Source organism: Pseudomonas migulae NBRC 103157, from assembly GCF_002091715.1.
GTDB classification, from domain to species: domain Bacteria; phylum Pseudomonadota; class Gammaproteobacteria; order Pseudomonadales; family Pseudomonadaceae; genus Aquipseudomonas; species Aquipseudomonas migulae_A.
In genome coordinates, this window is sequence record NZ_BDAG01000048.1 from 1 (window position 1) to 23,467 (window position 23,467).

Annotated in this window: 30 protein-coding genes; 14 read left to right on the forward strand and 16 right to left on the reverse strand. The window is 59.0% G+C overall.

Annotation, left to right across the window (positions count from 1 at the left end):
• Positions 1 to 56: 56 nt before the first annotated feature.
• The 5 genes from PMI01S_RS26680 to PMI01S_RS26700 all read right to left on the reverse strand — a co-directional run bounded on the left by PMI01S_RS26680 (position 57) and on the right by PMI01S_RS26700 (position 4,013).
• A complete protein-coding gene (locus PMI01S_RS26680; protein ID WP_084323077.1) occupies positions 57 to 329 on the reverse strand; it encodes a hypothetical protein in 273 nt (90 codons plus the stop codon).
• 270 nt (positions 330 to 599) lie between these two features.
• Positions 600 to 1,280, reverse strand: a complete 681-nt coding sequence (locus tag PMI01S_RS26685; protein ID WP_084323078.1) for an SOS response-associated peptidase — start codon at positions 1,278 to 1,280, stop codon at positions 600 to 602.
• A 39-nt stretch (positions 1,281 to 1,319) separates the two neighbouring features.
• A complete protein-coding gene (locus tag PMI01S_RS26690; protein WP_084323079.1) occupies positions 1,320 to 2,033 on the reverse strand; it encodes an ABC transporter ATP-binding protein in 714 nt (237 codons plus the stop codon).
• Positions 2,034 to 2,036: 3 nt separating this feature from the next.
• The gene (locus PMI01S_RS26695; protein WP_084323080.1) at positions 2,037 to 2,879 is read right to left on the reverse strand and encodes an ABC transporter permease; all 843 of its coding nucleotides are present in this window, start codon (positions 2,877 to 2,879) and stop codon (positions 2,037 to 2,039) included.
• A 147-nt stretch (positions 2,880 to 3,026) separates the two neighbouring features.
• Complete coding sequence (locus PMI01S_RS26700) at positions 3,027 to 4,013, reverse strand: aliphatic sulfonate ABC transporter substrate-binding protein (RefSeq protein ID WP_084323081.1); 987 nt, start codon at positions 4,011 to 4,013, stop codon at positions 3,027 to 3,029.
• A 295-nt stretch (positions 4,014 to 4,308) separates the two neighbouring features.
• On the opposite strand from PMI01S_RS26700, the gene PMI01S_RS26705 reads away from it, so the two are divergent.
• On the forward strand, positions 4,309 to 5,256 hold the full coding sequence (locus PMI01S_RS26705) for an ABC transporter substrate-binding protein (RefSeq protein WP_084323082.1): 948 nt from the start codon (positions 4,309 to 4,311) through the stop codon (positions 5,254 to 5,256).
• A gap of 92 nt (positions 5,257 to 5,348) precedes the next feature.
• Positions 5,349 to 6,248 carry a polysaccharide deacetylase family protein gene (locus tag PMI01S_RS26710; RefSeq protein WP_084323083.1) on the forward strand — a complete coding sequence of 300 codons (900 nt, stop codon included), beginning with the start codon at positions 5,349 to 5,351 and terminating at the stop codon, positions 6,246 to 6,248.
• Positions 6,249 to 6,267: 19 nt separating this feature from the next.
• Here PMI01S_RS26710 and PMI01S_RS26715 read toward each other — a convergent pair whose 3' ends face one another.
• The 7 genes from PMI01S_RS26715 to PMI01S_RS26745 all read right to left on the reverse strand — a co-directional run bounded on the left by PMI01S_RS26715 (position 6,268) and on the right by PMI01S_RS26745 (position 10,953).
• Positions 6,268 to 6,987, reverse strand: a complete 720-nt coding sequence (locus tag PMI01S_RS26715; protein WP_084323084.1) for an Imm52 family immunity protein — start codon at positions 6,985 to 6,987, stop codon at positions 6,268 to 6,270.
• 30 nt (positions 6,988 to 7,017) lie between these two features.
• Positions 7,018 to 7,836, reverse strand: a complete 819-nt coding sequence (locus PMI01S_RS26720; protein WP_276526380.1) for a Tox-REase-5 domain-containing protein — start codon at positions 7,834 to 7,836, stop codon at positions 7,018 to 7,020.
• Between the two features lie 13 nt (positions 7,837 to 7,849).
• Positions 7,850 to 8,215, reverse strand: a complete 366-nt coding sequence (locus tag PMI01S_RS26725) for a hypothetical protein (RefSeq protein ID WP_084323085.1) — start codon at positions 8,213 to 8,215, stop codon at positions 7,850 to 7,852.
• Positions 8,208 to 8,780, reverse strand: a complete 573-nt coding sequence (locus PMI01S_RS26730) for a DUF4123 domain-containing protein (RefSeq protein ID WP_084323086.1) — start codon at positions 8,778 to 8,780, stop codon at positions 8,208 to 8,210. Before PMI01S_RS26730 ends, PMI01S_RS26725 begins: the two co-directional genes overlap by 8 nt.
• Positions 8,777 to 9,184 (reverse strand): PAAR domain-containing protein, encoded by a 408-nt coding sequence (locus PMI01S_RS26735; protein WP_017339358.1) that lies wholly within the window; start codon positions 9,182 to 9,184, stop codon positions 8,777 to 8,779. Before PMI01S_RS26735 ends, PMI01S_RS26730 begins: the two co-directional genes overlap by 4 nt.
• Positions 9,181 to 9,840: a hypothetical protein gene (locus tag PMI01S_RS26740; RefSeq protein WP_084323087.1), complete on the reverse strand. Its 660-nt coding sequence runs from the start codon at positions 9,838 to 9,840 to the stop codon at positions 9,181 to 9,183. The genes PMI01S_RS26735 and PMI01S_RS26740 overlap by 4 nt, the downstream gene beginning before the upstream one ends.
• A 228-nt stretch (positions 9,841 to 10,068) precedes the next feature.
• Complete coding sequence (locus PMI01S_RS26745) at positions 10,069 to 10,953, reverse strand: LysR family transcriptional regulator (RefSeq protein WP_084323088.1); 885 nt, start codon at positions 10,951 to 10,953, stop codon at positions 10,069 to 10,071.
• Between the two features lie 127 nt (positions 10,954 to 11,080).
• Here PMI01S_RS26745 and PMI01S_RS26750 point away from each other — a divergent pair, with 127 nt between their 5' ends.
• The 8 genes from PMI01S_RS26750 to PMI01S_RS26785 all read left to right on the forward strand — a co-directional run bounded on the left by PMI01S_RS26750 (position 11,081) and on the right by PMI01S_RS26785 (position 18,835).
• Entirely contained in the window at positions 11,081 to 12,229 is a 1,149-nt protein-coding gene (locus tag PMI01S_RS26750) for a muconate cycloisomerase family protein (RefSeq protein ID WP_167362926.1), read from the forward strand.
• A 10-nt stretch (positions 12,230 to 12,239) separates the two neighbouring features.
• The gene (gene catC / locus PMI01S_RS26755; protein ID WP_084323090.1) at positions 12,240 to 12,530 is read left to right on the forward strand and encodes a muconolactone Delta-isomerase; all 291 of its coding nucleotides are present in this window, start codon (positions 12,240 to 12,242) and stop codon (positions 12,528 to 12,530) included.
• Positions 12,531 to 12,581: 51 nt separating this feature from the next.
• Positions 12,582 to 13,511: a catechol 1,2-dioxygenase gene (catA, locus tag PMI01S_RS26760; RefSeq protein WP_084323091.1), complete on the forward strand. Its 930-nt coding sequence runs from the start codon at positions 12,582 to 12,584 to the stop codon at positions 13,509 to 13,511.
• A 305-nt stretch (positions 13,512 to 13,816) separates the two neighbouring features.
• Entirely contained in the window at positions 13,817 to 14,776 is a 960-nt protein-coding gene (locus PMI01S_RS26765; RefSeq protein ID WP_084323092.1) for an AraC family transcriptional regulator, read from the forward strand.
• 277 nt (positions 14,777 to 15,053) lie between these two features.
• On the forward strand, positions 15,054 to 16,418 hold the full coding sequence (gene benA / locus PMI01S_RS26770) for a benzoate 1,2-dioxygenase large subunit (protein WP_084323093.1): 1,365 nt from the start codon (positions 15,054 to 15,056) through the stop codon (positions 16,416 to 16,418).
• Positions 16,415 to 16,903 (forward strand): benzoate 1,2-dioxygenase small subunit, encoded by a 489-nt coding sequence (gene benB, locus PMI01S_RS26775; RefSeq protein WP_084323094.1) that lies wholly within the window; start codon positions 16,415 to 16,417, stop codon positions 16,901 to 16,903. The genes benA and benB overlap by 4 nt, the downstream gene beginning before the upstream one ends.
• 10 nt (positions 16,904 to 16,913) lie before the next feature.
• Entirely contained in the window at positions 16,914 to 17,927 is a 1,014-nt protein-coding gene (gene benC / locus PMI01S_RS26780; protein WP_084323095.1) for a benzoate 1,2-dioxygenase electron transfer component BenC, read from the forward strand.
• Positions 17,928 to 18,061: 134 nt separating this feature from the next.
• Positions 18,062 to 18,835: a 1,6-dihydroxycyclohexa-2,4-diene-1-carboxylate dehydrogenase gene (locus PMI01S_RS26785; RefSeq protein WP_084323096.1), complete on the forward strand. Its 774-nt coding sequence runs from the start codon at positions 18,062 to 18,064 to the stop codon at positions 18,833 to 18,835.
• Positions 18,836 to 18,848: 13 nt separating this feature from the next.
• On the opposite strand, the gene PMI01S_RS26790 is transcribed toward PMI01S_RS26785, so the two are convergent.
• Entirely contained in the window at positions 18,849 to 19,211 is a 363-nt protein-coding gene (locus PMI01S_RS26790) for an NUDIX hydrolase (RefSeq protein WP_084323097.1), read from the reverse strand.
• A 219-nt stretch (positions 19,212 to 19,430) separates the two neighbouring features.
• On the opposite strand from PMI01S_RS26790, the gene PMI01S_RS26795 reads away from it, so the two are divergent.
• Complete coding sequence (locus tag PMI01S_RS26795; protein WP_084323098.1) at positions 19,431 to 19,634, forward strand: DUF2188 domain-containing protein; 204 nt, start codon at positions 19,431 to 19,433, stop codon at positions 19,632 to 19,634.
• Positions 19,635 to 19,905: 271 nt separating this feature from the next.
• Here the strand turns inward: PMI01S_RS26795 and osmE are convergent, their stop codons facing one another.
• Complete coding sequence (osmE, locus tag PMI01S_RS26800) at positions 19,906 to 20,268, reverse strand: osmotically-inducible lipoprotein OsmE (protein ID WP_084323099.1); 363 nt, start codon at positions 20,266 to 20,268, stop codon at positions 19,906 to 19,908.
• Positions 20,269 to 20,281: 13 nt separating this feature from the next.
• A complete protein-coding gene (locus PMI01S_RS26805) occupies positions 20,282 to 20,521 on the reverse strand; it encodes a hypothetical protein (protein ID WP_084323100.1) in 240 nt (79 codons plus the stop codon).
• A gap of 171 nt (positions 20,522 to 20,692) precedes the next feature.
• On the opposite strand from PMI01S_RS26805, the gene PMI01S_RS26810 reads away from it, so the two are divergent.
• Together PMI01S_RS26810 and PMI01S_RS26815 are read left to right on the forward strand one after the other, a co-directional pair.
• Positions 20,693 to 20,902 (forward strand): hypothetical protein, encoded by a 210-nt coding sequence (locus tag PMI01S_RS26810; protein ID WP_084323101.1) that lies wholly within the window; start codon positions 20,693 to 20,695, stop codon positions 20,900 to 20,902.
• Between the two features lie 55 nt (positions 20,903 to 20,957).
• Positions 20,958 to 21,293 (forward strand): hypothetical protein, encoded by a 336-nt coding sequence (locus tag PMI01S_RS26815; protein WP_084323102.1) that lies wholly within the window; start codon positions 20,958 to 20,960, stop codon positions 21,291 to 21,293.
• Positions 21,294 to 21,296: 3 nt separating this feature from the next.
• Here the strand turns inward: PMI01S_RS26815 and PMI01S_RS26820 are convergent, their stop codons facing one another.
• A complete protein-coding gene (locus PMI01S_RS26820) occupies positions 21,297 to 21,860 on the reverse strand; it encodes an RrF2 family transcriptional regulator (protein ID WP_084323103.1) in 564 nt (187 codons plus the stop codon).
• A 267-nt stretch (positions 21,861 to 22,127) separates the two neighbouring features.
• Here PMI01S_RS26820 and PMI01S_RS26825 point away from each other — a divergent pair, with 267 nt between their 5' ends.
• Positions 22,128 to 23,330 (forward strand): NAD(P)/FAD-dependent oxidoreductase, encoded by a 1,203-nt coding sequence (locus tag PMI01S_RS26825; RefSeq protein ID WP_084323104.1) that lies wholly within the window; start codon positions 22,128 to 22,130, stop codon positions 23,328 to 23,330.
• The last annotated feature ends 137 nt before the right edge of the window (positions 23,331 to 23,467 follow it).

The following is a 23,467-nucleotide window of genomic DNA, read 5'->3' on the forward strand; positions in this document are numbered from 1 at the left end:
TCAGGCAAGCTACAGGACTGTCCAGCTCCTTTGCCCAATGACATCCCGGACCTTTTTCAAGCGTCATCCAACTGCAACACATCAGGGTGAGCGGCTCGATAACCCAGGGTCTTGTCGATCCACGCATTCAGCTCATTGACCATCACCGGAGGCTTGCCCGGATAGCGCCCAAGGGTTGAACGCAGGACGCCGTCAATCCCCGGAACTGATCGCAGGTTCCGGGTCTTGATGTAATGTTCGATAAAACAGTTAAGTCGAAAGTGTTCTGTCATCGAAAGATAAACGCACTCCAGACTAACGACTTGATCAATTGCAAAATCGTCGCGCATTTAGTTCTCTGCAAGGCTTGTTGTAGGGATTTCCTTAGTTGTTGACTCTTTGGTCAACTGGGCGGTACCCATGGAAATGCGGCGCGCATGCTATCCGTAGTGATTCTAAATGTATGTAAGTCGATGACAATGTCAGACAAGCGGTTAAAAGATCAAATCGCCAGACTTCTATAAGTGTTTCCTGGGTGAAACACTCTCTGTAACGCTGAAGTTATTAGCCCGCATAGACAGGTGTTAAATACGATTGCGTTTGTATCGGTATTGATAGTTTCATGCCAGTTCATGAATAAGCTCTGCACCCTGGTTTTTGACGTTGCCGATGGCTTTGCCGACCTTGTACCACTCGAAATTCTCACTGCCTTCGCCTTGCAGCAACGCCATTTGTTCAGCGCGATCCCGGGGGGTGGCGGGGGCGAGCCATTCCCTTGCCAGTTCCGGCGACAGCACCACCGGTCGGCGGTCATGAATATCGAGCATGCCGCCGGCGCTGTCTGCGGTGATGATCACGAAGCCGTCGTCGTCTCGTGCTTCCTCGCTACCCGTAGGAAACCGACCAATCGCGGCACAGAAAATCGGCGCGCGGTCCCGTCGACGGATGAGCCAAGGTTGTCGCGTCGAATCGCCTGCATCGACCCATTCGAACCAGTTATCAATCGGCACGATTGCCCGGTGCGGCCAGATAGCGCGGAAGAACGGGCCATGGGCGACTTTTTCGACGCGGGCATTGATCGGTGCTGCGCGATCCTTCGCCCAATGCGGCCGCCAGCCCCAACGCACCTTGTCGGCCACCAGCCCGACGTCTTCCAGGTGAAACAACGCCAGTTGATTGGTCGGCGCCGCGTTGTAGCGGGCCAACGGCTCGTCGCCGACGTGGTTGATCAGCGCGTCGGGAATGCTCAGCGCCGCGACAAAATCGTGGATACCCCGGTACTGCGACAGTCGTCCGCACATGACCGAATCCTCCCCTCGAGGTTTCAGCATAGTCGCGCCTCAGATCACATGTGCCCGCTGCAACTCGGTCAACGACAACGCCTTGAGTTGCGCGAGTAGCGGATCACGCCGGTCGCGAGGATGCGCCAATTGCACGGCCAGTTCCTGGCGAATGCGGCTGGGGCGATTGTCCATGACCAGCACCCGGTCGCTGAGATACAGCGCTTCATCGACATCATGGGTGACCAGCAGCAGGGCGATGGCGTGACGCTCGGCCAGCTCCAGCAACAGGTCCTGCAGTTTCATCCGGGTGAAAGCGTCCACCGCGCTGAAAGGTTCGTCGAGCAGCAGCACATCGGGTCGCGAGTAGAGGCCGCGGGCAATGGCGACCCGCTGCGCCATGCCGCCGGAAAGCGCCTTGGGCAAGGCGTCTGCGAAACCGGTCAGGCCGACTTCATCGATCAGTTGCGCCACCCAGGCCTTGTCGTAATGGTTGTCGGCGCTGAAGCCGATGTTTTGCTCGACCGTCAGCCATGGCATCAGTCGTGGTTCCTGGAACACGAATGCGACTTCACCGGCGCGGCTGTCGAGCTCTCCCTGAAAGTCCTTTTCCAGTCCGGCGACGATTCGCAGCAACGTACTTTTGCCGCAACCGCTGGGGCCTAGCAGGCTGACGGTTTCCCGGGGCTGCAATTGCAGGTGAATATTTTGCAGCACGGTGGTGCTGGCGAAGGTTTTGCGCTCGACGCGAATGTCCAGCAGGTGCTCGCTCATGGCTCAATCCTCTGCGCTCTGGCCGTTGAAAGTGTCGCGCCACGCCAGGAAACGTTTCTCCAGGCCCGCGAGGATGCCGTCGCTGAGTTTGCCCAGCAGCGCCAGCACGATGATTGCCGCGAGCACGATGTCCGGGCGAGACGTTTCCCGACCGTCACTGAGCAGATAACCCAGGCCTTTGGTCGCGGCGATCAGCTCGGCGGCCACCAGAAACATCCAGGCCAGGCTCATGCCGCTGCGCAGCCCGGTGAACAGGCCGGGCAGGGCGGCCGGCAGCAGGATTCGGCGGACCAGCCGCGTCCGGCTGAAACCATACATTTGCCCGACTTCCACCAGTTTTCGGTCGATGTCGCGAATGGCTGCGACGCCGTTGAGGTACACCGGGAAGAACGCGCCGATGGCGATCAGGACGATTTTCGAGGTTTCGTCGATGCCCAGCCACAGCAACAACAGCGGCACCCAGGCCAGGCTCGGAATCGAGCGAAGGCCGGCGAACGTCGGCTCCAGCCAGGCTTCGGCTTCGCGGCTCAAACCGACCCAGGCAGCAAACACCAGGGCCAGGCCGGCGCCGATGGCAAAACCCAGCAGCACCCGCAACAGGCTGGCGCTGATGTGTTTCCACAACGCGCCTTCGGCGAGGTCTGCGAGGGTCAGGGCGATTTCGCTGGGCGCGGGCATTTGGTAGGACGGTAGCCAGCCGATGCGTACGATACATTCCAGCACCAGGATGATCAGCACCGGCAAGGCCAGGCCCTTGAGACGCAGGCGCCAGGCGTTACTCAAGGAAAGCGTGGCGCTACGCGGTGATGGTAATTCGAGGGGCAGGGGTTTGCTTTTGCTGGTCATGGAATTCTCCAGGCACGATGAATCCGCGACAGGCGCGGGCTACAGTGCTGATTTGCGGCAAGATCAAAAGATCGCAGCCTGCGGCAGCTGCTACAGAGAAACGCATATCCCAATGTAGGAGCTGCCGCAGGCTGCGATCTTTTGCTTTTATTGACGAGCCACGGTTTCCTTGAAGCCGGTGTCGATCAGTTGATCGATCACCTGATCGACATTCACCCCACGACGAACCAGCTCTTCGGAGACCAGAATCGGCGCGGCTGCCTTGGAAGCGATCACGTCCCTGGCGGTCAGTTGCGGACTGCTCAGGTCGGTGCGCGACAGCTGCAACTTGGCCACTTCCAGCGGCAGGCCTGATTCGGTGGCGAGCAATTTCGCCAGCTCATCAGGATTTTTCACCGCCCACTCTCGAGCCTCTTCGTACGCCTTCAGGACGGTTTCGATGGTCTGCGGGTGCTCTTTCGCATAGGTGTCGGTGACGCTGACCACGCCGTAACTGTTGAAACGGGTGTTGCGATACAGCAGGCGCGAACCGGCTTGCACCTGGCTCGCGGCCATGTGCGGATCGAGGCCGGCCCAGGCTTCAACGTCACCTTTTTCCAGCGCGGTACGACCGTCCGGGTGTTGCAAGTGCACCAGTTCCACATCGTCCTTGCTCAGGCCGGCCTGTTGCAGGCTGCGTAGCGTGAACAGGTACGGGTCGGTGCCTTTGGTGGCGGCAATCTTCTTGCCTTTCAGGTCGGCGACGGTCTTGTAGGGCGAGTCCTTGCGCACCACCAGCGCGGTCCATTCGGCGCGGCTGTAGACGTAGACCGACTTGATCGGGCTGCCATTGGCGCGGCTGAGCACCGCGGCGAGGCTGGCGGAGGACGCGAAGTCGACGCCGCCGCTGTTGAGGTACTCCAGTGAACGGTTACTGCCCTGACTGAGCACCCAACTGACTTTGGTCTGCGGCAGCGCTTTCTCCAGGAAGCCGAAATGCTTGAGCACCAGGCTGACCGGTGAGTAATAGGCGTAATCCAGATGCACTTCGGCCGGCGGCGTTTGCGCAGCCTGCGCTGCGGGTTGCAGGCTCAAGGCCAGGACGCAGGCGCTGAGCAGAGACCTGACGGTGGGAAAACGGAAGGTGGACTTCATGAGATCAGCTCCGGCAAGGCGTTGAATGTCTTATTTCCAAAAGATCATTTTTTATGAATGGTTCCTGCGTAAACGGAATATTGCAGGCTCTGTGCCATGTGGCGGATTTCGCGCTGGTTCAAGGCTTGGCGTGGGGTCTGAAGCCAAGGGGATGTTGCCGGGAAAACAGTCTGTCGAGTCGCTGTTGCTGAGCAAACAGTGTTGCCTGACGGTCATGAGCTTATGCATAAATAGAATTTAAAAAGCTATCTGTAAGAGCGTTATGGTCTATGGCATTCACTCTCAAGGAGCCCCCATGAACCTGTCCCGATTTGTGCGCGGTCTGTTGACCAGCGCGTTGTTTACCGCACCGATGGCCTACGCCGCCGACCCCGTCGTCCTGCACGTCGGTGATCAGAACTACTACAACGTGCGCGCCTCGGTGGAAGCGTCGGGTGTGCTGGAAGGCGCGCCGTATACCGTCGACTGGAAGCACTTCCAGGCCGCCGCGCCGCTGGCCGAAGCCTTGAACACCGGCGCGCTGGACCTGGGTTTTCTTGGTGATTCGGGCTTCCTGTTCCTCGCCGCCAAACAGGCGCCGGTGAAGCTGATCGGGGTCTCGCGACAGAACCCGGACACGATCGCGTTGCTGGTGCCGAAGGATTCGCCGGTCAAAACCATCGCCGACCTCAAGGGCAAGAAAGTCGCCTACTGGCCCGGCGCCTGGAGCCAGCAATTGACCCTGCGCGCGTTACAACAAGCTGACCTGCCGGAGGACTACGTCGACTTCATCAAACTGATGCCGATCGATGCCGCTGCCGCGTTGCCGCAGGGCAGCATCGATGCCTTCCCGGTGTGGGAGCCCTACATTTCCCAACAGATCCTGTTCTCCGGCGCCCGACCGATTCTCACCGCCAAGAACCTGATGCCGGGCCTCAGCGCCATCGCCGCGTCGACACCGTCCATCGACAGCAAACGCGAAGCCATTGCCGATTTCCTGGTGCGCCTGAAAAAGGCTCGGGCCTGGGTCGACAACCACACCGACGAGTACGCCGATCTGTGGGCGAAGAAGGCCAATCTCGACCAGAACGTTTCTCGCCACTGGTTGCGTCAGGCGCACATGACTGTCGGCCCGGTAGACGCGCAGGCGGCCAAGGATTTGCAGAGCACCGCGGACTTCCTGTTCAAGGTCAAGGCGCTGCCTTCGGCACTGGCAACCGCGCCGATCATCGACAGCTCGTTCCAGCAGGCACTCAATCAGTAACCGACGCAGCGTTGGAACCAAACACTGTGTAACCTGATCCAACCGGCGCCCGCACACGTGTGCGGGCTCAACGGTCAGGCCCAAGGCACACGATGAAACAGCTGTTCAAGGTTTTCTGCGCACTTGCCATTGCCGTCGGGCTGGTGGGTTGCATCGCGGCTCCCATAGAAATGACGGCACAGACGGAACAGCGGCTGCGTGCGCAACCGCCGATCCGTTTTCTGCTGACCTTCGATGACGGTCCGAGCGCGTCGAGTTTATGGAACCCGACGATGATGATCCTCGACAGCCTGGCCACCAACCCGGTGCAACCGAACCTCAAAGCGGTGTTCTTCGTGCAGACCGGCGCGCCACGGGCGGGCGACAGCGACATCGGCCGCGAGGTCATGCGCCGCGAACAGGCCGACGGGCAGATACTGGGTTTTCACACGGCCACTCACTGGCACACCAATCACCGCTCACTAAGCCCGGAAGAGCTGGAACAGTCGCTGACCAAAGGCAGTGCCGACATTGCCGCGATCACCGGCGCGCCGCCGACCCTGGTGCGTCCGCCATTCTGGAACTACGACAAACGGGTCTTCGCGGCCTATCAAAAGCACGGCATGCACGTGTTGCTGACCGACCTGAGTGCCAACGACGGCAAGATCTGGGGTTTCAACGCCAGTCCCCGGCGCCGGGCTAACATGCTGCGGCAGATGTCGGAGGTGCGCGAGCGCATCGCATTGGGTGAGTTGCCGACGGTGGATGGGGTGATCCCGGTGGTGGTGACCTTCCACGACCTCAATCGCTACACGGCCCGACATGCCCGCGAATACCTGAAAATCCTTCTCGACAGTGCACAGGCGACCGGCGTGAAAACGGCGCAGAAGCCGTTTTACGATGATCAAGCCGAACTGCAACGGGCGGCCATGGCGCGCACCGTTCGTGACAGTGCGCAACCAGTGAAATTGCCGGGGATCTGGAACTGGATCTGGGGCGCGGACGCTGACTGATGCGTCCTTCCGCCAGGATTCAGTTCAGAAACATCGGCAAATAACCCAGCTCTACCAGTTTTGTATCGATATCCCCAACCCGTTCAACGTGGTCGAGATTCTGCTCGTTCATCACCTCAGGGCAGCTGATGACTATGGTTCCTCGATCTGGCACAGGAACCAGTTTGTGTGCCTGAGGGAAGTCTGCCGGGTTCAACGATTTGGGGCAAAAGCCGATCCACCCAATCGTCTGCCGGTCTTTGAAGACACGTCCTTTTCTGAAGTAACTGGCCGGTACGAGGGTGACCCAGTCAATTTCAGGCCAGATATTCACTGCCAGGCTGATGATTTCGGAGAACATCTCCTGCGGGTGCTCGAACTTCATCAATAAGGCGCCGGCGTCCTCGAAGGACATGGCTGAAACGGAATCGAGGTTATGTGCGCTGTAATGAAAAGCGACGCCTCCCTCAAGCGGGTCCTGGATGGCGTTCCAGACCGAAAATTCGGTCAGGTCAGGAAGCTCCGGATCATGAGCACGTTTTACCTTGTCGATCAGCGCTTGAGTGTCGGTACTGACGTTGGTTGCAAGTGAGTCCTTGAGGCTTTTCCCTTGCAGATACCAGTTGGCCAGAAGCGGACTGATGGCTCCGAGCTCTCGCAAAAACCTGGCCGCTCTTTCTATCTGCAGCTCAAGGGGAAGTGACGTAATGGCCGGTTTGTTGAACCTGAATGTGAAAATGAAGCTTTTGAAGTGGGTCATGCTGATACCTTGAATGAGTTGCGGGTCGGACTATGCGATCAATCCCGGGTTGTCTCTGTAGTACTCCTCCATTTGCTTCTCTTCTTCCCTGCGCAGCTCATCGTATTCTTCCTGGTCCTTGCTGCCGGGCAGCGGGTTCCAGAACGCCCTCAGGTTGGTCAGGCCCAGATCGCTGTATTGTTCTGAACAGTATTCGTAGACCACACGTTGCATGAAATGCCACTCGACCGAAACAGGAGGCGTAGGCCTGGCTTTCTGTGAGTGGGCTCTGGCGGGCGCAATCAATTCTTCTCTGACATTTGCCCAGGGCCGAGGCGTATTCAGGACCGGGATGAACATGAAGGCATAGCGAGCCTTGGCCTCCAGCAATGTGCATCGGCTTTTGTCAAAACCGTCCCACCAGGTGTTGCTCCATCGCCATTCGTTCGGGAAGGGGAAGTTCGTCACCCATTGCTGATAGCGAGAGGACAGGTCAGACATGCTGTGACCTTTGCCGTTGTTGGCGATCGCCATTACGCCTTTGTCCGGAGGGCATTCCACGCAGTCTTTTTTCTCGCTCTTGCACTGCTCTTCCTTCTGGCGTGTCTGTTCGCGAGTCACCGGTGGCGCGTCGGTTTTCTGGTCGGTTTGAAGTTTCGGTTGAGCCTGTGGCATCGGCATCGGTTTGGGCGCCGGTTGAGGTGCCGGCATGGGAGCAGGGCGGGGCGGTGGCGCGGGCAAGCGGGTCGGTGGCGGAACCCGGATCCCTTCAAGAGGACCGCGCAGGCCTCCGCGAGGTACGGGAAACGGCCCTCGGGCGAGTTGTTCGCCGGAGCCTTCGGTGCCGGGTGTTTTCAGAAGGTTGCTCATTGTCGTCCCTGGTTTACCTGGCGCGTGGCCATTCCTTTAGTGCGTCAATGTATTGCATGACGCTGTCGTAATCTCGAAAACGTTGTTCCGGCGTATCGGCAACGGGGCGTTGCATCCATTCCACAAACCCCGGCGATGTCTGAAAGCCGGGCTTGTACAACCCATAGCGCATGAACAGTTCGGTCTCTTCAGGGGCCACGATTCCAAACGCTTCGGCCTCATCACGTAGCTGTCTGAGATACGCACTGGCTTTGGGTTCACCTACTTTTGCGAACCACGCGGGGTCTTGCTGACGAACTTCGAGCAGGAGTTTGTCGATGACTTCGTCCTGACGGATGTGATCCAGTTGTTCGAGTTGTTTTGCGCTGAGTTCAAGCACTGGAAACCTCCGGTTTTTTCGGTGCAGTGAAGGTCAGGTAATCTCGCTGCAAGGGCCGCCAGGTTTGCCAAAAAAGGATGCCGGACATGAGCTCCGCCTGTTGCGTCTCGGTCAATACCGGTTCGAGGGCCTGGCGCACGGTTGGGTTGTAATAGCGGAACAACGCACGGCGACCGTCCGGGAGGCGGGTAAACAACTGGTTTTTCAGGTGAGCGGCGATAGTCTCGAACCCCTGTTCACTCCACAGCCAGGACACCAGGGGCGATTGCTGATCCCTGCCGATCAGCCAGAGCAGTAGCTGATCGCTGAGCGCGTCGTCGTCCGTAAAGGTCACAAGCGCCGGGCCCGCGTGCTTGATTTCGTCCAGCTCGGTGCCTTCCAGCAACCATTGCCATTGAACCCGGTCGCCAGGCTCATCGAAGCGTTTGGTCAGTGTCAGATAGCACGCGCCGTCAACCAATGCATAGTGACGCAGACCGGGATTCGCTCTGCGAGCCCGCTGAATCGCCTGCAGTGAATTCCGTGTTTGCAGATCCACAGGGGGTGTCTGGTCATCCGGGATCATTGGGAGGCTCCGAGGTTTTCCAGCGGAACAAAGCTGGCGTTCCTTTTGGCTGCTGCCAGCAAGCAGGGAAGGCACAGCGTCGGAAGTTTGAGCAACGACGCGACGGCTGATACTGCGGCCCCTCCGCCACTCATTCCGATGATGACGGTGCCGGATCCACCCACCACGACGTTTCCGTGATTACCCAACGTCCCGATGGTCACCGCCGGCAGACCATTGATCAGCACATTGGGAACGACGTTGCTGGTCAATGCGCTCCCGCAGGCCGTTGTGTCCGTTTGCCGGGCGGCGGCCAATCCGTCGAAAAAGACATCCGCAGAACCGCTGACAATCGGGTTCGTACCGTGACCCGGAAGTGGGCACGCCGTGGGGTCGGTGACCCGTGCCGCAGGTTTTCCACTCATGACAATCCTCCTTGAAGCACGCGCGTATCGTGCAAGCTGTTCCCTTGGGCATTCGATTTTGCGAAACACCATCGGCATTCGATGGCGTCAAACAGTGCGACCTGTGTGGGGTTTTCGGTGGTGCATGTACCGCTTGGCAAAGCGTTGAGGGCTTCTGCGGTATGCCACTGGAGATCGTATGCCGTTGCATCGTCCAGTTCGTTGAGCAGGGTGTTGTAGTGATGCAGGCCGGCAGCGTCGTAAGTCGCCTTGAGCTGACGGGGGAGTTGCTCGCCCCAACACACGTAGTGGTCAGGCGTCCACTTCCCGATATCGGCATGAATGAACCAACCCATGGGGCGTAATCGTTTATCGGTTTCGATCAGCCTGTCGGTGTGAGCGGCAAACCCGCAACCGATATGCAGCGTCAGCCAGCCACGATTGGCGGCGAGGAAAGAGTCAGGGTCAAAGAACTGCGAGAGAGGCCGCACCTGCAGACCTTCATCACCGCACGTGCGCACCATGATTTCAGCGTCCAGCCTGGAAACGAAGGCCTGAACGGCAGGGTGGCCCTTACTGTCTCGGGTCGTCAGCGCGAGTCCGGCCTGAGCGCCGCTCACCTGTTTGACCAGACCATAAAGGCGAATGGATGACTTGAATGTCGATGGGCGAAGCATCCTTACTCCTTGAACATTACGGTCGCAAAACCGTAACTGCCGAATTCCATTCGGACTGCGGAAAGATATGACAGGGTATTGCCGTGTTCCGTGCGCCGGCCATGATCACCTTTTCCCGGCAGGCGACAAAGTCGGGTTGGGGCAGGAAGTTATGACAAAATGTATCTGCGTCCTGATCGTGCCCGTTCTCAACGTCGACATGCGCGTCGGTCACCGGGTGTTTACCGGTCAGTCCCTTGGCAATAACTCATCAATCATCCGCAAACAATGATTCAGCCCCGGCGATACATCGCCTACGCGCCGGCTAAGGATGATCGGCGAAGTTGCGTTGTCTTCCCGCAGCGGCGTGAAACCAATGTCGTCGCGGTGCAGCAATTGCACGGAGGCCGGCACCAGGGTGACGCCGATTCCCGCACCGACCAGGCCGATGGCGGTTTGCAGCTCGTTGGTCCATTGCGCCACATGGATGCTCACACCGTACGACTCGAACAACGCGATCACATGGTCGGCGTAGCTGGGGCGCGGATTGCCGGGGTACAGCACGAAGGGTTCCTTCGCCAGGTCGCGCAGGCTGATCGGCCCGGCCAGCAGGGGATGGCCGGCGGGCAGGGCGGCCACCAGCCGGTCTTCGGTCAAGACAGTCTGGATAATGGCCGGGTCGTCGATGCGGATCCGCCCGAAACCGATGTCGATCCGTCCGGCCTTGAGCGCCTGCACCTGTTGCAGCGTGGTCATTTCCGAGAGTCCCAGCTCAAGCTCCAGAGGCTCGCCGCTGCGCAACCGGCGGATCAGTTCCGGCAGCACGCCATAGAGTGTCGACGGCGCAAAACCGATACCCAGCCAGGTTTTTTCGCCCAGGCCAATCCGTCGTGTGTTGTCGCAGACCTTGCCCAGTTGCTCGAGCAGGGCGGTGGAGTGCTCATGAAAAAAACGCCCGGCCTCGGTCAGCTTCAGCGGCCTCCCGCGTTCCAGCAACAACACCCCGAGTTCGTCTTCCAGCTGCTGTATCTGCCGGCTCAGCGGCGGCTGGGCGATGTGCAGCAATTCAGCGGCGCGGGTGAAGTTGAGGGTTTGAGCCAACACCTGAAAATACCGCAGGTGACGCAGTTCCATGGGACCTCCGCAAACAATTTGGTTTCATACCTTTAAGGTATCAAGTCAGACCAATTCTATATTGGCTTCCCGAAAAAAGCCGTACCAGAATCGGTTCCAGAACTTTAAGAACCTGACGGGTATCGCCATGCTTGAAACTGCCATTGAATCGATCGAGACGATCATCGTCGATCTGCCGACCATCCGCCCGCACAAGCTGGCGATGCACACGATGCAGAACCAGACCCTGGTGATTACTCGCGTGCGTTGCGCCGATGGCATTGAAGGCATTGGCGAATCCACCACCATCGGTGGCCTGGCGTACGGCAACGAAAGCCCGGACAGCATCAAGACCAACATCGACCGCCACTTCGCGCCGCTGTTGCTCGGCCAGGACAGCGCCAACGTGAACGCCGCGATGTTGCGCCTGGAGCGCAGCATTCGGGGCAACACCTTTGCCAAGTCAGGTATCGAAACGGCGTTGCTCGACGCCCAGGGCAAACGCCTTGGCCTGCCGGTCAGCGAACTGCTGGGCGGGCGGGTTCGCGATGCACTGCCGGTGGCCTGGACCTTGGCCAGTGGCGACACCGACAAGGACATCGCCGAAGCGGAAAAAATGCTCGACCTGCGCCGCCATCGCATCTTCAAACTGAAAATCGGCGCCGGCGAAGTCAACCGCGATCTGGCCCACGTCATTGCGATCAAGAAAGCCCTGGGCGATCGTGCCAGCGTGCGGGTCGACGTCAATCAAGCCTGGGACGAAGCCGTCGCGTTGCGCGCTTGCCGGATTCTCGGCACCAACGGCATCGACCTGATCGAACAGCCGATTTCGCGCAACAACCGCGCCGGCATGGCGCGCCTGAACGCCATGAGCCCGGCGCCGATCATGGCGGACGAATCCATTGAGTGCGTGGAAGACGCGTTCAACCTGGCCCGTGAAGGCGCTGCATCGGTGTTCGCCCTGAAGATCGCCAAGAACGGCGGCCCGCGTGCCGTGCTGCGAACCGCCGCGATTGCCGAAGCGGCCGGCATTGGCCTGTACGGCGGCACCATGCTCGAAGGCGGCATCGGCACCCTGGCGTCGGCCCATGCGTTTATCACCCTGAACAAACTGGCGTGGGACACCGAGCTGTTCGGCCCGCTGCTGCTGACCGAAGACATCCTCAGCGAGCCGCTGGTCTACCGCGATTTCGAACTGCACGTGCCGAAAACCCCGGGCCTGGGGCTGAGCATCGATGAAGAACGCCTGGCGTTCTTCCGTCGCGACAAAACTTCTACCGCCATTCATCTAGCCTGAGGAGAGCATTATGCTGTTCCACGTAAAAATGACCGTGAACCTGCCGGTCGACATGAATCCTGAAGCAGCCGCCAGGTTGAAGGCTGACGAAAAAGCCCTGTCCCAGTGCCTGCAAGAACAAGGCAAGTGGCGTCACCTGTGGCGTATCGCCGGGCTCTATGCCAATTACAGCGTGTTTGATGTCGACAGCGTTCAAGAGCTGCACGACTTGCTGATGCAATTGCCGCTGTACCCGTACATGGCGATCGAAGTCACCGCGATGTGCCGGCATCCTTCTTCCATCCGCGAGGATGACCGCTGAACCCAGCCTGTTCAGTTCGCCACGCTAATAATTACAAGATGAGGAACCACCATGAACGTCAAGATTTCCCACACTGCCAGCGCCCAGAAATTTCTCGAAGAGGCCAGCGGCCTGCTCAATGACGCCGGTAATCCGCGGGTCAAGGCACTGATCTACCGCATCCTGCGCGACTCGGTGAACATCATCGAAGACCTCGCCGTGACGCCGGAAGAATTCTGGAAAGCCGTTAATTACCTCAACGTATTGGGTGCGCGTCAGGAAGCGGGCCTGGTGGTGGCCGGGCTCGGTCTGGAACATTACCTGGACCTGCTGATGGACGCCGAAGACGAGCAGGCCGGCAAGGCTGGCGGCACGCCGCGGACCATCGAAGGGCCGCTGTATGTGGCTGGTGCACCGTTGTCCCAAGGTGAAGCGCGCCTGGATGATGGCGTCGATCCGGGTGTGACGCTGTTCATGCAGGGCCGAGTGTTCAATACCGCCGGCGAACCGTTGGCCGGCGCGGTGGTGGATGTCTGGCACGCCAACACGGGCGGCACTTACTCGTACTTCGACACCACGCAGTCGGAATTCAACCTGCGTCGCCGTATCGTCACCGATGCCGAGGGCCGTTACCGTTTCCGCAGCATCGTGCCGTCGGGCTACGGTTGCCCACCGGACGGTCCGACTCAGCAACTGCTCGATCAACTGGGCCGTCACGGCCAGCGTCCGGCGCACGTGCACTTCTTCATCTCGGCACCGGATCATCGTCACCTGACTACTCAGATCAACCTCGACGGCGATCAATACCTGCACGACGATTTCGCCTACGCCACCCGTGACGAGCTGATCGCGAAAATCACCTTCAGCGAGGATCAGGCGCGTGCGGCGGCTTATGGTGTGAGCGGTCGCTTTGCTGAAATCGAATTCGATTTCACCTTGCAGTCGTCAGCCCAGCCTGAAGAGCAGCAGCGTCACGAGCGGGTTCGCGCACTCGAGGACTGACAGCAGCAACCCTGTGGGAGCGGCGGTTCGACGATTCGACTTGCTCGCGATAGTGGAGTGTCAGTCAACATTGATGTTGAAGCTGATGGACCCTTCGCGAGCAAGTCGAATCGTCGCACCGCCACTCCCACATTCGACCGAGCTTCTTCAGAACGAACGCGGTTAAATGCGGGAGCGGCGGTGCGACGATTCGGTTTGCTCGCGAAGGGGCCAGAAAGGCCCACATGTCAGCCCACTGACACAGCGTTGCAAGTACTGCCTTAGAATGACCCGATGCACCCTATAACAACAACGAGAGTGACCCGATGATGCAAGCGCAACTGTTGAGTCAGCGCAGCTCCGTATTTGACCACGCCGACCCGTACGCGGTGTCGGGCTACGTCAATCAGCATGTCGGTAATCATTGCATCCTGATGCCCCGGGCCGGGCACCCGCTGGCCAGTCTCAATCACCGCAAGTTCGCCAGTCTCGACCTGTGCCGCATCAGCTACGGCGGCAGCGTTCGCGTCACTTCCGGCGCGCTGGAAACCATCTATCACCTGCAAGTGCTGCTGCGCGGCAATTGCCTGTGGCGCGGTCACGGCCAAGAGCATTACTTCGCGCCCGGTGAGTTGTTGCTGATCAATCCCGACGATCCGGTGGACCTGACGTACTCCGACGATTGCGAAAAATTCATCCTCAAAGTCCCGACGTCATTGCTGGAATCAGTCTGCGACGAGCAGCGCTGGCGGTATCCGGGGCAGGGCGTGCGGTTCCTCGAGAACCGTTATCAGCTCAATGAGCTGGAAGGGTTTGTCGGCCTGCTGGCGATGATTTGCCAGGAAGCCGAGGCCACCGAACAGATTCCCAAGGTGCAGGAGCATTACGCGCAGATCATCGTCAGCAAGATGCTCAGCCTGATGCAGACCAATGTCAGCCGTATCAGCCTCGGTTCGCAGACCGCCACGTTCGAGGTGATCGCCGACTACATTGCGCGCAACCTCAAGCAGGACATCGACAGCGCGGAACTGGCGCGCCAGGCACGGATGAGCCTGCGTTCGCTGTATGGCCTGTTCGAACGCAACGCCGGCACCACGCCGAAAAACTACATCCGGCAGAAACGCCTCGAACGCATCAACGCCTGCCTGATCGACCCGACCTGCAACGTGCGCAACGTCACGGAAGTGGCGATGGATTATGGGTTTCTGCATTTGGGAAGGTTTTCTGACAATTACCGTAAACAGTTCGGCGAATTGCCCTCCGACACCCTCAAGCGCCGCGAATGATTGCCGGTACACCACAAACTGTAGGAGCCGGCTTGCTGGCGATTCAGGCGACGCGGTACATCTGACCCGCCGCTTTGCCTGAATCGCCAGCAAGCCGGCTCCTACACAAGGGTGGTGTGCCTGGCGTATCGCGTTGTGCCGAACGCCAGCAAGCCGGCGCCCACAGTTTCATCCCCTTGCACTAAACGGATAAAGGTCTGCACCCAGCGGATAGTCCCTCCCATTGCCCCGTCCTAGCATGAGCCTTGCCTGAACAATAACAATGGAGGCGGCGGCCATGACCCTGCGACCCGAATATCTTCAATCCCTGCTCGAGGACGATCCAGAACAGGGCATCTATCGCTGCAAGCGCGAGATGTTCACCGACCCGCGACTGTTCGACCTTGAGATGGAACACATCTTCGAAGGCAACTGGCTGTACCTGGCGCACGAAAGCCAGATTCCCAACAAAAACGATTTCTACACCACCACCATGGGGCGCCAGTCGATCTTCATCGCGCGCAACAAGGACGGTGAGCTCAATGCCTTCCTCAACGCCTGCAGTCACCGTGGCGCGATGCTCTGCCGGCACAAGTCCGGCAACAAGAGTTCGTACACCTGCCCATTCCACGGCTGGACCTTCAACAACTCCGGCAAACTGCTGAAGGTCAAAGACCCGGCAGCGGCCGGCTACCCGGCGAGCTTCAACTGCGAAGGCTCCCACGACCTGACCAAAGTCGCCCGTTTCGAATCCTATCGCGGCTTCCTGTTCGGCAGCCTCAAGGCTGATGTCGTGCCGCTGGTCGAGCACTTGGGCGAGTCGGCGAAGATCATCGACATGATCGTCGACCAGTCCGCCGATGGCCTGGAAGTGCTGCGCGGTTCCTCCAGCTACATCTACGAAGGCAACTGGAAACTCACTGCCGAAAACGGTGCCGATGGTTACCACGTCAGCTCGGTTCACTGGAACTATGCCGCCACTCAGAACCAGCGCAAGCAGCGCGAGGCCGGCGACAGTAATCCGACCATGAGCGCCGGCAGCTGGGCCAAGCAGGGCGGTGGTTTCTATTCTTTCGACAAGGGCCACATGCTGCTCTGGACCCGCTGGGCCAACCCGGAAGATCGCCCGCTGTACGAGCGCCGCGATGAACTGGCCCAGGATTTCGGCAAGGCTCGCGCGGACTGGATGATCGAGAACTCGCGCAACCTGTGCCTGTACCCGAACGTGTACCTGATGGACCAGTTCAGCTCACAGATTCGTATCGCCCGGCCGATCTCGGTCAACCGCACGGAAATCACCATTTATTGCATCGCCCCCAAAGGCGAAAGCGACCACGCCCGTTCGAGCCGCATTCGTCAGTACGAGGATTTCTTCAACGTCAGCGGCATGGCCACGCCGGACGATCTGGAAGAGTTCCGCTCGTGCCAGACCAGCTATCAGGGCAGCGTGACCGCGTGGAACGACATGTCCCGTGGCGCCGAGCACTGGATCGAAGGCGCCGACGATGCGGCGAAAGAAATTGACCTGCATCCGTTGCTCAGCGGCGTGCGCACCGAAGACGAAGGTCTGTTCGTGCTGCAACACAAGTATTGGCAGCAAACGATGCTCAAGGCGCTGGCTGCCGAAGAATCCCGGTTGATTGCTGTGGAGGCCGTGCAATGACTATTACCTACGACAGCGTTCGCGACTTCCTCTACCGCGAAGCCCGTTACCTGGATGAACGGCAATGGGACGAATGGCTGGAGTTGTACGCTCCGGACGCGACGTTCTGGATGCCGTCCTGGGACGACAACGACGAATTGACCGAAGACCCGCAGCGGGAAATCTCGCTGATCTGGTACGGCAACCGCACCGGTCTGGAAGACCGCATCTTCCGCATCAAGACCGAGCGTTCCAGCGCCACCGTGCCGGACACCCGCACCTCGCACAACATCAACAACATCGAGCTGCTGGAACAGGCCGACGGCCTCTGCAAGGTGCGCTTCAACTGGCACACCCTGAGTTTTCGCTACAAGACCGTCGACAGTTATTTCGGCAGCAGTTTCTACACCCTGGATGTGCGCGGTGAAAACCCGCTGATCAAGGCCAAGAAAGTGATCCTGAAGAACGACTACGTTCGTCAGGTCATCGATGTTTACCACCTGTGAGGCGGCCGTCATGACTCATTCCATCGCATTCAATTTCGAAGACGGCGTCACCCGGTTCATCGACGCCAACGTTGGCGAAACCGTGGCCGATGCCGCGTACCGCCAGGGCATCAACATTCCGCTGGATTGCCGCGACGGCGCTTGCGGTACTTGCAAGTGTTTCGCCGAGGCCGGTCGCTACGACCTGGGCGAGGAATACATCGAAGACGCCCTCACGGCCGACGAAGCCGAGCAAGGTTTTGTCCTGACCTGCCAGATGCGCGCCCAGAGCGATTGCGTGGTGCGGGTACCGGTTTCCTCGGACGTCTGCCGCACGCAACAGGCCAGTTTTGAGGCGACCATCAGCGCCGTGCGCCAGTTGTCCGACAGCACCATCGCGTTGTCGATCAAAGGTGAGGCGCTGAGCAAACTGGCGTTCCTGCCAGGGCAATACGTGAACCTCGGGATTCCCGGCAGCGAGCAGACTCGCGCCTATTCGTTCAGCTCGTTGCAACGTGACGGCGAAGTCAGTTTCCTGATTCGTAACGTGCCTGGCGGCCTGATGAGCAGTTTCCTCACCGGCATGGCCAAGGCCGGCGACAGCATGAGCCTGGCCGGGCCGTTAGGCAGTTTCTATCTGCGCGACATCCGTCGCCCGCTGTTGCTGCTGGCCGGCGGTACAGGCCTGGCGCCGTTCACCGCGATGCTGGAAAAAATCGCCGAGCAGGGCAGTGAGCACCCGCTGCATCTGATCTACGGCGTGACCAACGATTTTGATCTGGTGGAAATGGATCGACTCGAAGCCTTCGCCGCACGCATCCCGAATTTCAGCTTCAGCGCTTGCGTCGCCAGCCCTGACAGCCAGCACCCGCTCAAGGGCTACGTGACCCAGCACATCGAGCCGAAGCATTTGAACGATGGCGATGTCGATGTCTACCTGTGCGGCCCGCCGCCGATGGTCGAGGCGGTCAGCCAATACATTCGCGAACAAGGCATCGCGCCAGTGAACTTCTACTACGAGAAGTTTGCCGCCAGCGCGGCATGAGTCGCGCACCGGGAGTGGGGATGTACACAAACACCGCTCTCGACACAGATCCAATGTGGGAGCGGGCTTGCTCGCGAAGGCGTCGAGCAAGCCCGCTCCTGCAGTTGACCGGCATCCGTCGTCACGAGGTACACATGAACAGATTTCACGAAAAAGTCGCGCTGATCACCGGCGCTGCCCAAGGTATCGGCCGGCGCGTCGCTGAACGCATGGCGGCGGAGGGCGCGCGGTTGATTCTGGTCGATCGCTCCGAGTTGGTGTTCGAAGTGCAACAACAATTGGGCCTGCACAGCCAGGTGCTCGCGCTGACCGCCGATCTCGAGCAGTACGCCGAATGCAGCCGCGTGATGCAAACCGCCGTCGAGCGTTTCGGGCGGCTCGACATCCTCATCAATAATGTCGGCGGGACGATCTGGGCCAAGCCTTTCGAGCATTACGAAGCACAGCAGATAGAGGCCGAGGTTCGTCGCTCGCTGTTTCCGACGCTTTGGTGCTGCCACGCCGCATTGCCATACATGCTGGAACAGTGCAGTGGCGCCATCGTCAACGTGTCGTCCATCGCCACCCGCAGCATCAACCGCGTGCCGTACGGTGCGGCGAAGGGCGGGGTAAATGCGCTGACCGCTTGCCTGGCGTTCGAAACTGCCGGTCGTGGGGTTCGGGTCAATGCAACGGCACCCGGTGGCACCGAAGCGCCGCCACGGGTGATTCCGCGCAACAGCGCCGAACAAAGCGCTGAGGAAAAGGTGTGGTATCAGCAAATCGTTGACCAGACGCTCGACAGCAGTCTGATGAAACGCTACGGCACGCTGGATGAACAGGCAGGCGCTATTCTGTTTCTGGCCAGCGACGAAGCGTCCTACATCACGGGCATGATCATGCCGGTGGGCGGTGGTGACCAGGGCTGAAAAATACAGAGAACTACAGGCGACGCTGAAACGCCCTGACGATTCTCAGCGTGGCGTCGCTTGTGTTCAGGTTGTGTACCGCGTCCATCGGAAACCACATGCAATCGAAGATTTCATTTTGCGGGCGTGCCTCATTCGAGTTCAGCACCGATGCCTCGTAAACCTGGTGCCGGATGTCGCCCGAGTCCAACTCCATCAGGTAGAGCAAGTCGTCGGCTCCCAGCCCGGTCTCTTCCCACAGTTCGCGCATGGCCGCGGCGGCGACGGTTTCTCCGCGCTCGACTTTTCCGCCGGGCAGTGTCCAGCGGCCCCTTGGCTTGCGCACCAGGAGAATGTGCCGGTCCTGCTCACAAATGACGGTTGCACGTACTTTCATGTGTTACCTGACTGCCTGCTGTCATATTTTGGTAATAAAAATGCAATATTCGGGCCGCTCCCGGTTTAGACGGCCTCTGGCAGGTTGGAGGCGTCTCTGGGGCTGAAAGTGCAACCGAATGTCGGAATCCTGTCGCGACGTCTGGTCGGCATCTGCGCGAAGGGTGGGTGTAAGGTAGGCAAGTCAGTTCTGAAATCAGTACCGAGATGGAGGTAACTTATGAGCGTTCCGATGCTGAATAAGATGCACATGAACGGTTATGACGTACTCAGCGTAAACAACGGCCCCTGGCGGGTATGCACACAAGGCGACCGGTTGGCAGCCTTTGCCAGCAGAGAAGAGGCACTGGCCTTTGCGGCATCTCTTCCCGGTTACAAGGCGCGGGCGAAAAAACCGGTCGATAGCCGCAAAGCCGACAAATAAATAGTCGGCTTCCTGCCCCGGTTTGCCGTAATGCTGTTCACTCAAGAGAGTCTTGAATCAGAGAAACCCTTGGCGAGGGGACTTATCCCGTTCGGCTGCGAAGCAGTCGCAAATCCAGACAATTCAGTCTGTTTGGTCAGACGCAGGGGCCGCTTCGCGACCCAACGGGGCGGTGCGACGTTTCGCAGAATCCCCTCGCCACAAATGGGTGCCTGCATTTAAATGAACAGCATGACCGGTTTGCCGGGGCTTTTCATACCTTGCCGCCGGACTAATAACCGCCGCCGCCACCCGTCCCGCCCGTATGGGAAGGCTCCCTGGCTTTTTGCTGTGCATGGCTCCATTCCGCGCAGGTCATGAAGCTTTTGTGATCGACCTTGCCCTTGCCATCGAAACTCACGTTATACGACTGCTGCTGGCCGGCTTTCACTAATTTGTAGTCAAAGCAGGTGCCGGGCACGACCGTGCGATCGCTGATCGATTGAGGCTGCCCGCCAATCTGCTGGACCTGCTCCTTGCTCATGCCGGTTTCGACCTTGGCGACCAGCGGCTGGTCACGGTAGACGCGTGATTCGGTGCTGCAGCCTCCCAGCGCTGCCAGTGCGACAACCAGCACGCATAGAGGCTTGTTCATGGAAGCGCTCCGGTCAGTGCGTCTTGTTTCGTGTGATGGCCTTGGCTTTCACTTCCTCGGCATAACCCTTCAGTCGATCTTCATCGCCCTGAAACAACTCGCACAGCTTCAGGGTCGCTTGTGCGTCCACATCATTTCCGGCCAGGCGCAGTTGCTCCGCGATACGCAACAGCTCTACCGCCGACCACCTCAAATCCGACGCTACGCTTTGCAAGTCGCGCCGAAGTTCGTTTTCAGATTCGTTAAGCCACATGGCGACCTCCTGAACATCTCTGCTACGAAATTTTAGTCCCGATTCGTGGATCAGGGCGTTTTGTTCGTCTGAACAGTCCATACAGCCTTTGGTCGGGAAGTTGAACGGGAATGGACAGATCTGGTGTCGTACTCAAGTGGTCAACTTTTGCTAGGGCGAGGCAACTTCGAAATGACGGCAACTGATGATTTTAGATTTCACGCGCATGAGCTGATCGTCGATCTGGACGCGGCGACCACGGAAATGATGAATCTGATTTCAGCGCATCAACTGAGCGGCCCGGAATGGGAGCGGGTGAACCAGTGGCAGCACGAGGCGTACGAACGGTGGATGACCTATTTGAACACCAGGTCCCCCAAGGATGAAAACGCCCCACAGTGAGTGCTGTTTACTGAACGGCGCGCTACATTGCCTTTTTTCGGAAAAAGGAAGCGTCATGCGGATGTTGATGGCAGGAGTGGTGGTGGCATTACTGGCGGGTTGCTCATTGCCGGCTTCTGTGGTGCCGGGTGAGCCGAATGTCAGCAAATACAGCGAAAAAACACCGAAGGAGTATGCCGCCTGCGTGCTGCCGGCGTGGCAGAAGGAAATTCCCGCGTCAGCTCAAACGGGGATCTCCAATGGCTACCGGATCACGGCGCCCAGCATCATCACGGCTGACGAAATTGTCGATATCGTGAAATCCAGGGATGGCAGCCGCGTATCGCTTTATCAGGGGCCGCCCTGGGCCAAGTCCGGCGCGTTGCGCGAGGCTGTTCGCGACTGTCTTTGAGGCTTAGCCGGAAATCTCGGTGACCGGGATAGTCTGGTCGTCAGATGCCTGGGCACTGCTTTTCTTTTCCCGGCGATCATTGATCCAGTTGTCTACCTGCGCACCGAATTCAGCCGGCGCCTTTCGTCCCACTCTCCTGGCGAGATCAAGAATGGTCTGTTGGGCGAGGGCGTCCTCCATGCGTTTTTGCGCAGTCATCATGACGGCATGCACCGAGCAGGGACCTGATATCGCCCAGGCAGGTGCTCCACCTTCGAACAGGGCGCAACGCCCGCGAATTTCGCGACAATCGAAAATCAGCTTCTGCCCATCGATGGCATTGACGATATCGAGCACGCTGATTTCGTCGGAGGGCCGCGCCAGTTTGAAACCGCCACGCACGCCTTCAGTGGCCACCACCAGTTTTGCCTTGGCCAGTTTGGTGAAGATTTTCGCCAGATAGTCCTGCGGCACGCCTTGCAGCTCCGCCAGTTCGCGCACGCTCGCCTCACGGGTATCGCCGCAATTGCCTACCAGAAAAAGCAGGCAGTGAATGCCGTACTCAACGCCCGCGCTATAAAGAGACATTTTTATCTCCGACTAATGTTGTCGTAAATGTTATCAGCTGAACATTAGCCAGGCAACGAACCCTGCAGCCACCCATCTCTTCTATCACCGCCTTGCCGCAATGATTGGGGCGCGCCCTGCAATGGATCAAAGTTTTCGATAGCAGGCATCAGAAAAAACCGATTGTGCTCTAAAACTAGGATCAATATAGTCGTAGTTGTTCGGTCGGCACTGGCAAGCGCATGACCTTTGATGAATTCATTGATCGGCCTTCTCTCGGAGTTAAAAATGAAACAGAACATCCTGGTAATCGGCGCAGGTTTCGGTGGCATGTGGACAGCTTTGAGCGCTACGCGTCTGTTCGACATTCATGGTCACAACGACGTTGAAGTGACTGTTTTGGCTCCACAGGCCGAGCTGCGCGTGCGTCCGCGTTTCTATGAACCGAATGCGCACCAGCTGGCTGCGCCGATCGGTGAGCTGTTTGATGCGGTCGGCGTGAAGTTCATCAAGGGCGCTGCAGAAACCATCGACGTTGTGCAAAAACGCGTTGGCTACATCGATGCGTCGGGTGCCAAACAAGTGTGCAGCTACGACAAACTCGTTCTGGCCACCGGCAGCCGTCTCGCCATTCCAGCCACCGCAGGCGTGGCTGAACATGCGTTCGACGTTGACCAGATTGAACAGGCCGTGCGCCTGGAAAACCATCTGAAATCCCTGGCCAGCCTGCCGGAAAGCAAGGCCCGCAATACCGTCGTCGTGGCGGGTGGTGGCTTCACCGGGATTGAAACGGCGACCGAGATGACCGCGCGCCTGCATGCCATCCTGGGTGATCAGGCTGACGTCGAGGTGATCATCGTTGATCGCGGCGAGAAAATTGGCGGCTCGATGGGTGCCGAAATCGCCAGGTCGATCGAAGAGGCCAGCGTTGAAACCGGCGTGACATGGCACTTGAAGGCGTCGGTACTGTCCGTCGATGCCAATGGCGTCACCTTGAGCGACGGTCAGCGTATCGATGCGAAAACCGTGGTCTGGACCACCGGTGTGCGGGCCAGCTCGCTGACCGAGCAGATCCCGGCGGAGCGCGATCACCTTGGCCGCCTGCACGTGGACAGCCACCTGAAGGTCATCGGTCAGGAGGATATCTACGCCACCGGCGACGTTGCTTACGCCGCTTCCGACGACATCGGCAATTACGCATTGATGACCTGCCAGCACGCCATTTCCCTGGGGCGTCACGCCGGCAATAACGTTGCCGCGCACATTCTCGGCGTTGATCCGACACCGTACAGCCAGCCTAAATATGTCACCTGCCTGGATCTGGGCAGCTGGGGCGCGGTGTACACCGAGGGTTGGGACCGCCAGGTGAAACTGGTCAAACAGGAAGGCAAGAACCTGAAGACGCAGATCAACACGGTGTGGATCTACCCGCCAGCCGCTGATCGCGCCGCCGCGTTGGCTGCAGCTGATCCGATGATTCCTGTCGCCTGAGGCCTGTTGTTCGATAACGTTGCCTGATTGAAATAATCCCGCCCAAGTGTTCTTGGGCGGGATTTTTTTTGCGGCCTGAATGGTTGCGGCTATGAAATTTAACGTGTAGTTTTTCATGAAATTATAAATAGAAAATT

What these genes read in the sequence shown, in the direction of transcription:
- benA (WP_084323093.1), top strand. Translation starts at nt 15,054, where the DNA reads ATGACCCTGCGACCCGAATATCTTCAATCCCTGCTCGAGGACGATCCA.
- PMI01S_RS26710 (WP_084323083.1), top strand. Translation starts at nt 5,349, where the DNA reads ATGAAACAGCTGTTCAAGGTTTTCTGCGCACTTGCCATTGCCGTCGGG.
- PMI01S_RS26795 (WP_084323098.1), top strand. Translation starts at nt 19,431, where the DNA reads ATGAGCGTTCCGATGCTGAATAAGATGCACATGAACGGTTATGACGTA.
- PMI01S_RS26810 (WP_084323101.1), top strand. Translation starts at nt 20,693, where the DNA reads ATGACGGCAACTGATGATTTTAGATTTCACGCGCATGAGCTGATCGTC.
- PMI01S_RS26785 (WP_084323096.1), top strand. Translation starts at nt 18,062, where the DNA reads ATGAACAGATTTCACGAAAAAGTCGCGCTGATCACCGGCGCTGCCCAA.
- PMI01S_RS26740 (WP_084323087.1), bottom strand. Translation starts at nt 9,840, where the DNA reads ATGCTTCGCCCATCGACATTCAAGTCATCCATTCGCCTTTATGGTCTG.
- PMI01S_RS26745 (WP_084323088.1), bottom strand. Translation starts at nt 10,953, where the DNA reads ATGGAACTGCGTCACCTGCGGTATTTTCAGGTGTTGGCTCAAACCCTC.
- PMI01S_RS26825 (WP_084323104.1), top strand. Translation starts at nt 22,128, where the DNA reads ATGAAACAGAACATCCTGGTAATCGGCGCAGGTTTCGGTGGCATGTGG.
- PMI01S_RS26790 (WP_084323097.1), bottom strand. Translation starts at nt 19,211, where the DNA reads ATGAAAGTACGTGCAACCGTCATTTGTGAGCAGGACCGGCACATTCTC.
- PMI01S_RS26820 (WP_084323103.1), bottom strand. Translation starts at nt 21,860, where the DNA reads ATGTCTCTTTATAGCGCGGGCGTTGAGTACGGCATTCACTGCCTGCTT.
- PMI01S_RS26730 (WP_084323086.1), bottom strand. Translation starts at nt 8,780, where the DNA reads ATGATCCCGGATGACCAGACACCCCCTGTGGATCTGCAAACACGGAAT.
- PMI01S_RS26765 (WP_084323092.1), top strand. Translation starts at nt 13,817, where the DNA reads ATGATGCAAGCGCAACTGTTGAGTCAGCGCAGCTCCGTATTTGACCAC.
- benC (WP_084323095.1), top strand. Translation starts at nt 16,914, where the DNA reads ATGACTCATTCCATCGCATTCAATTTCGAAGACGGCGTCACCCGGTTC.
- catC (WP_084323090.1), top strand. Translation starts at nt 12,240, where the DNA reads ATGCTGTTCCACGTAAAAATGACCGTGAACCTGCCGGTCGACATGAAT.
- PMI01S_RS26750 (WP_167362926.1), top strand. Translation starts at nt 11,081, where the DNA reads ATGCTTGAAACTGCCATTGAATCGATCGAGACGATCATCGTCGATCTG.
- catA (WP_084323091.1), top strand. Translation starts at nt 12,582, where the DNA reads ATGAACGTCAAGATTTCCCACACTGCCAGCGCCCAGAAATTTCTCGAA.
- PMI01S_RS26705 (WP_084323082.1), top strand. Translation starts at nt 4,309, where the DNA reads ATGAACCTGTCCCGATTTGTGCGCGGTCTGTTGACCAGCGCGTTGTTT.
- PMI01S_RS26805 (WP_084323100.1), bottom strand. Translation starts at nt 20,521, where the DNA reads ATGTGGCTTAACGAATCTGAAAACGAACTTCGGCGCGACTTGCAAAGC.
- PMI01S_RS26695 (WP_084323080.1), bottom strand. Translation starts at nt 2,879, where the DNA reads ATGACCAGCAAAAGCAAACCCCTGCCCCTCGAATTACCATCACCGCGT.
- PMI01S_RS26720 (WP_276526380.1), bottom strand. Translation starts at nt 7,836, where the DNA reads ATGAGCAACCTTCTGAAAACACCCGGCACCGAAGGCTCCGGCGAACAA.
- PMI01S_RS26700 (WP_084323081.1), bottom strand. Translation starts at nt 4,013, where the DNA reads ATGAAGTCCACCTTCCGTTTTCCCACCGTCAGGTCTCTGCTCAGCGCC.
- PMI01S_RS26815 (WP_084323102.1), top strand. Translation starts at nt 20,958, where the DNA reads ATGCGGATGTTGATGGCAGGAGTGGTGGTGGCATTACTGGCGGGTTGC.
- osmE (WP_084323099.1), bottom strand. Translation starts at nt 20,268, where the DNA reads ATGAACAAGCCTCTATGCGTGCTGGTTGTCGCACTGGCAGCGCTGGGA.
- PMI01S_RS26715 (WP_084323084.1), bottom strand. Translation starts at nt 6,987, where the DNA reads ATGACCCACTTCAAAAGCTTCATTTTCACATTCAGGTTCAACAAACCG.
- PMI01S_RS26680 (WP_084323077.1), bottom strand. Translation starts at nt 329, where the DNA reads ATGCGCGACGATTTTGCAATTGATCAAGTCGTTAGTCTGGAGTGCGTT.
- benB (WP_084323094.1), top strand. Translation starts at nt 16,415, where the DNA reads ATGACTATTACCTACGACAGCGTTCGCGACTTCCTCTACCGCGAAGCC.
- PMI01S_RS26735 (WP_017339358.1), bottom strand. Translation starts at nt 9,184, where the DNA reads ATGAGTGGAAAACCTGCGGCACGGGTCACCGACCCCACGGCGTGCCCA.
- PMI01S_RS26685 (WP_084323078.1), bottom strand. Translation starts at nt 1,280, where the DNA reads ATGTGCGGACGACTGTCGCAGTACCGGGGTATCCACGATTTTGTCGCG.
- PMI01S_RS26690 (WP_084323079.1), bottom strand. Translation starts at nt 2,033, where the DNA reads ATGAGCGAGCACCTGCTGGACATTCGCGTCGAGCGCAAAACCTTCGCC.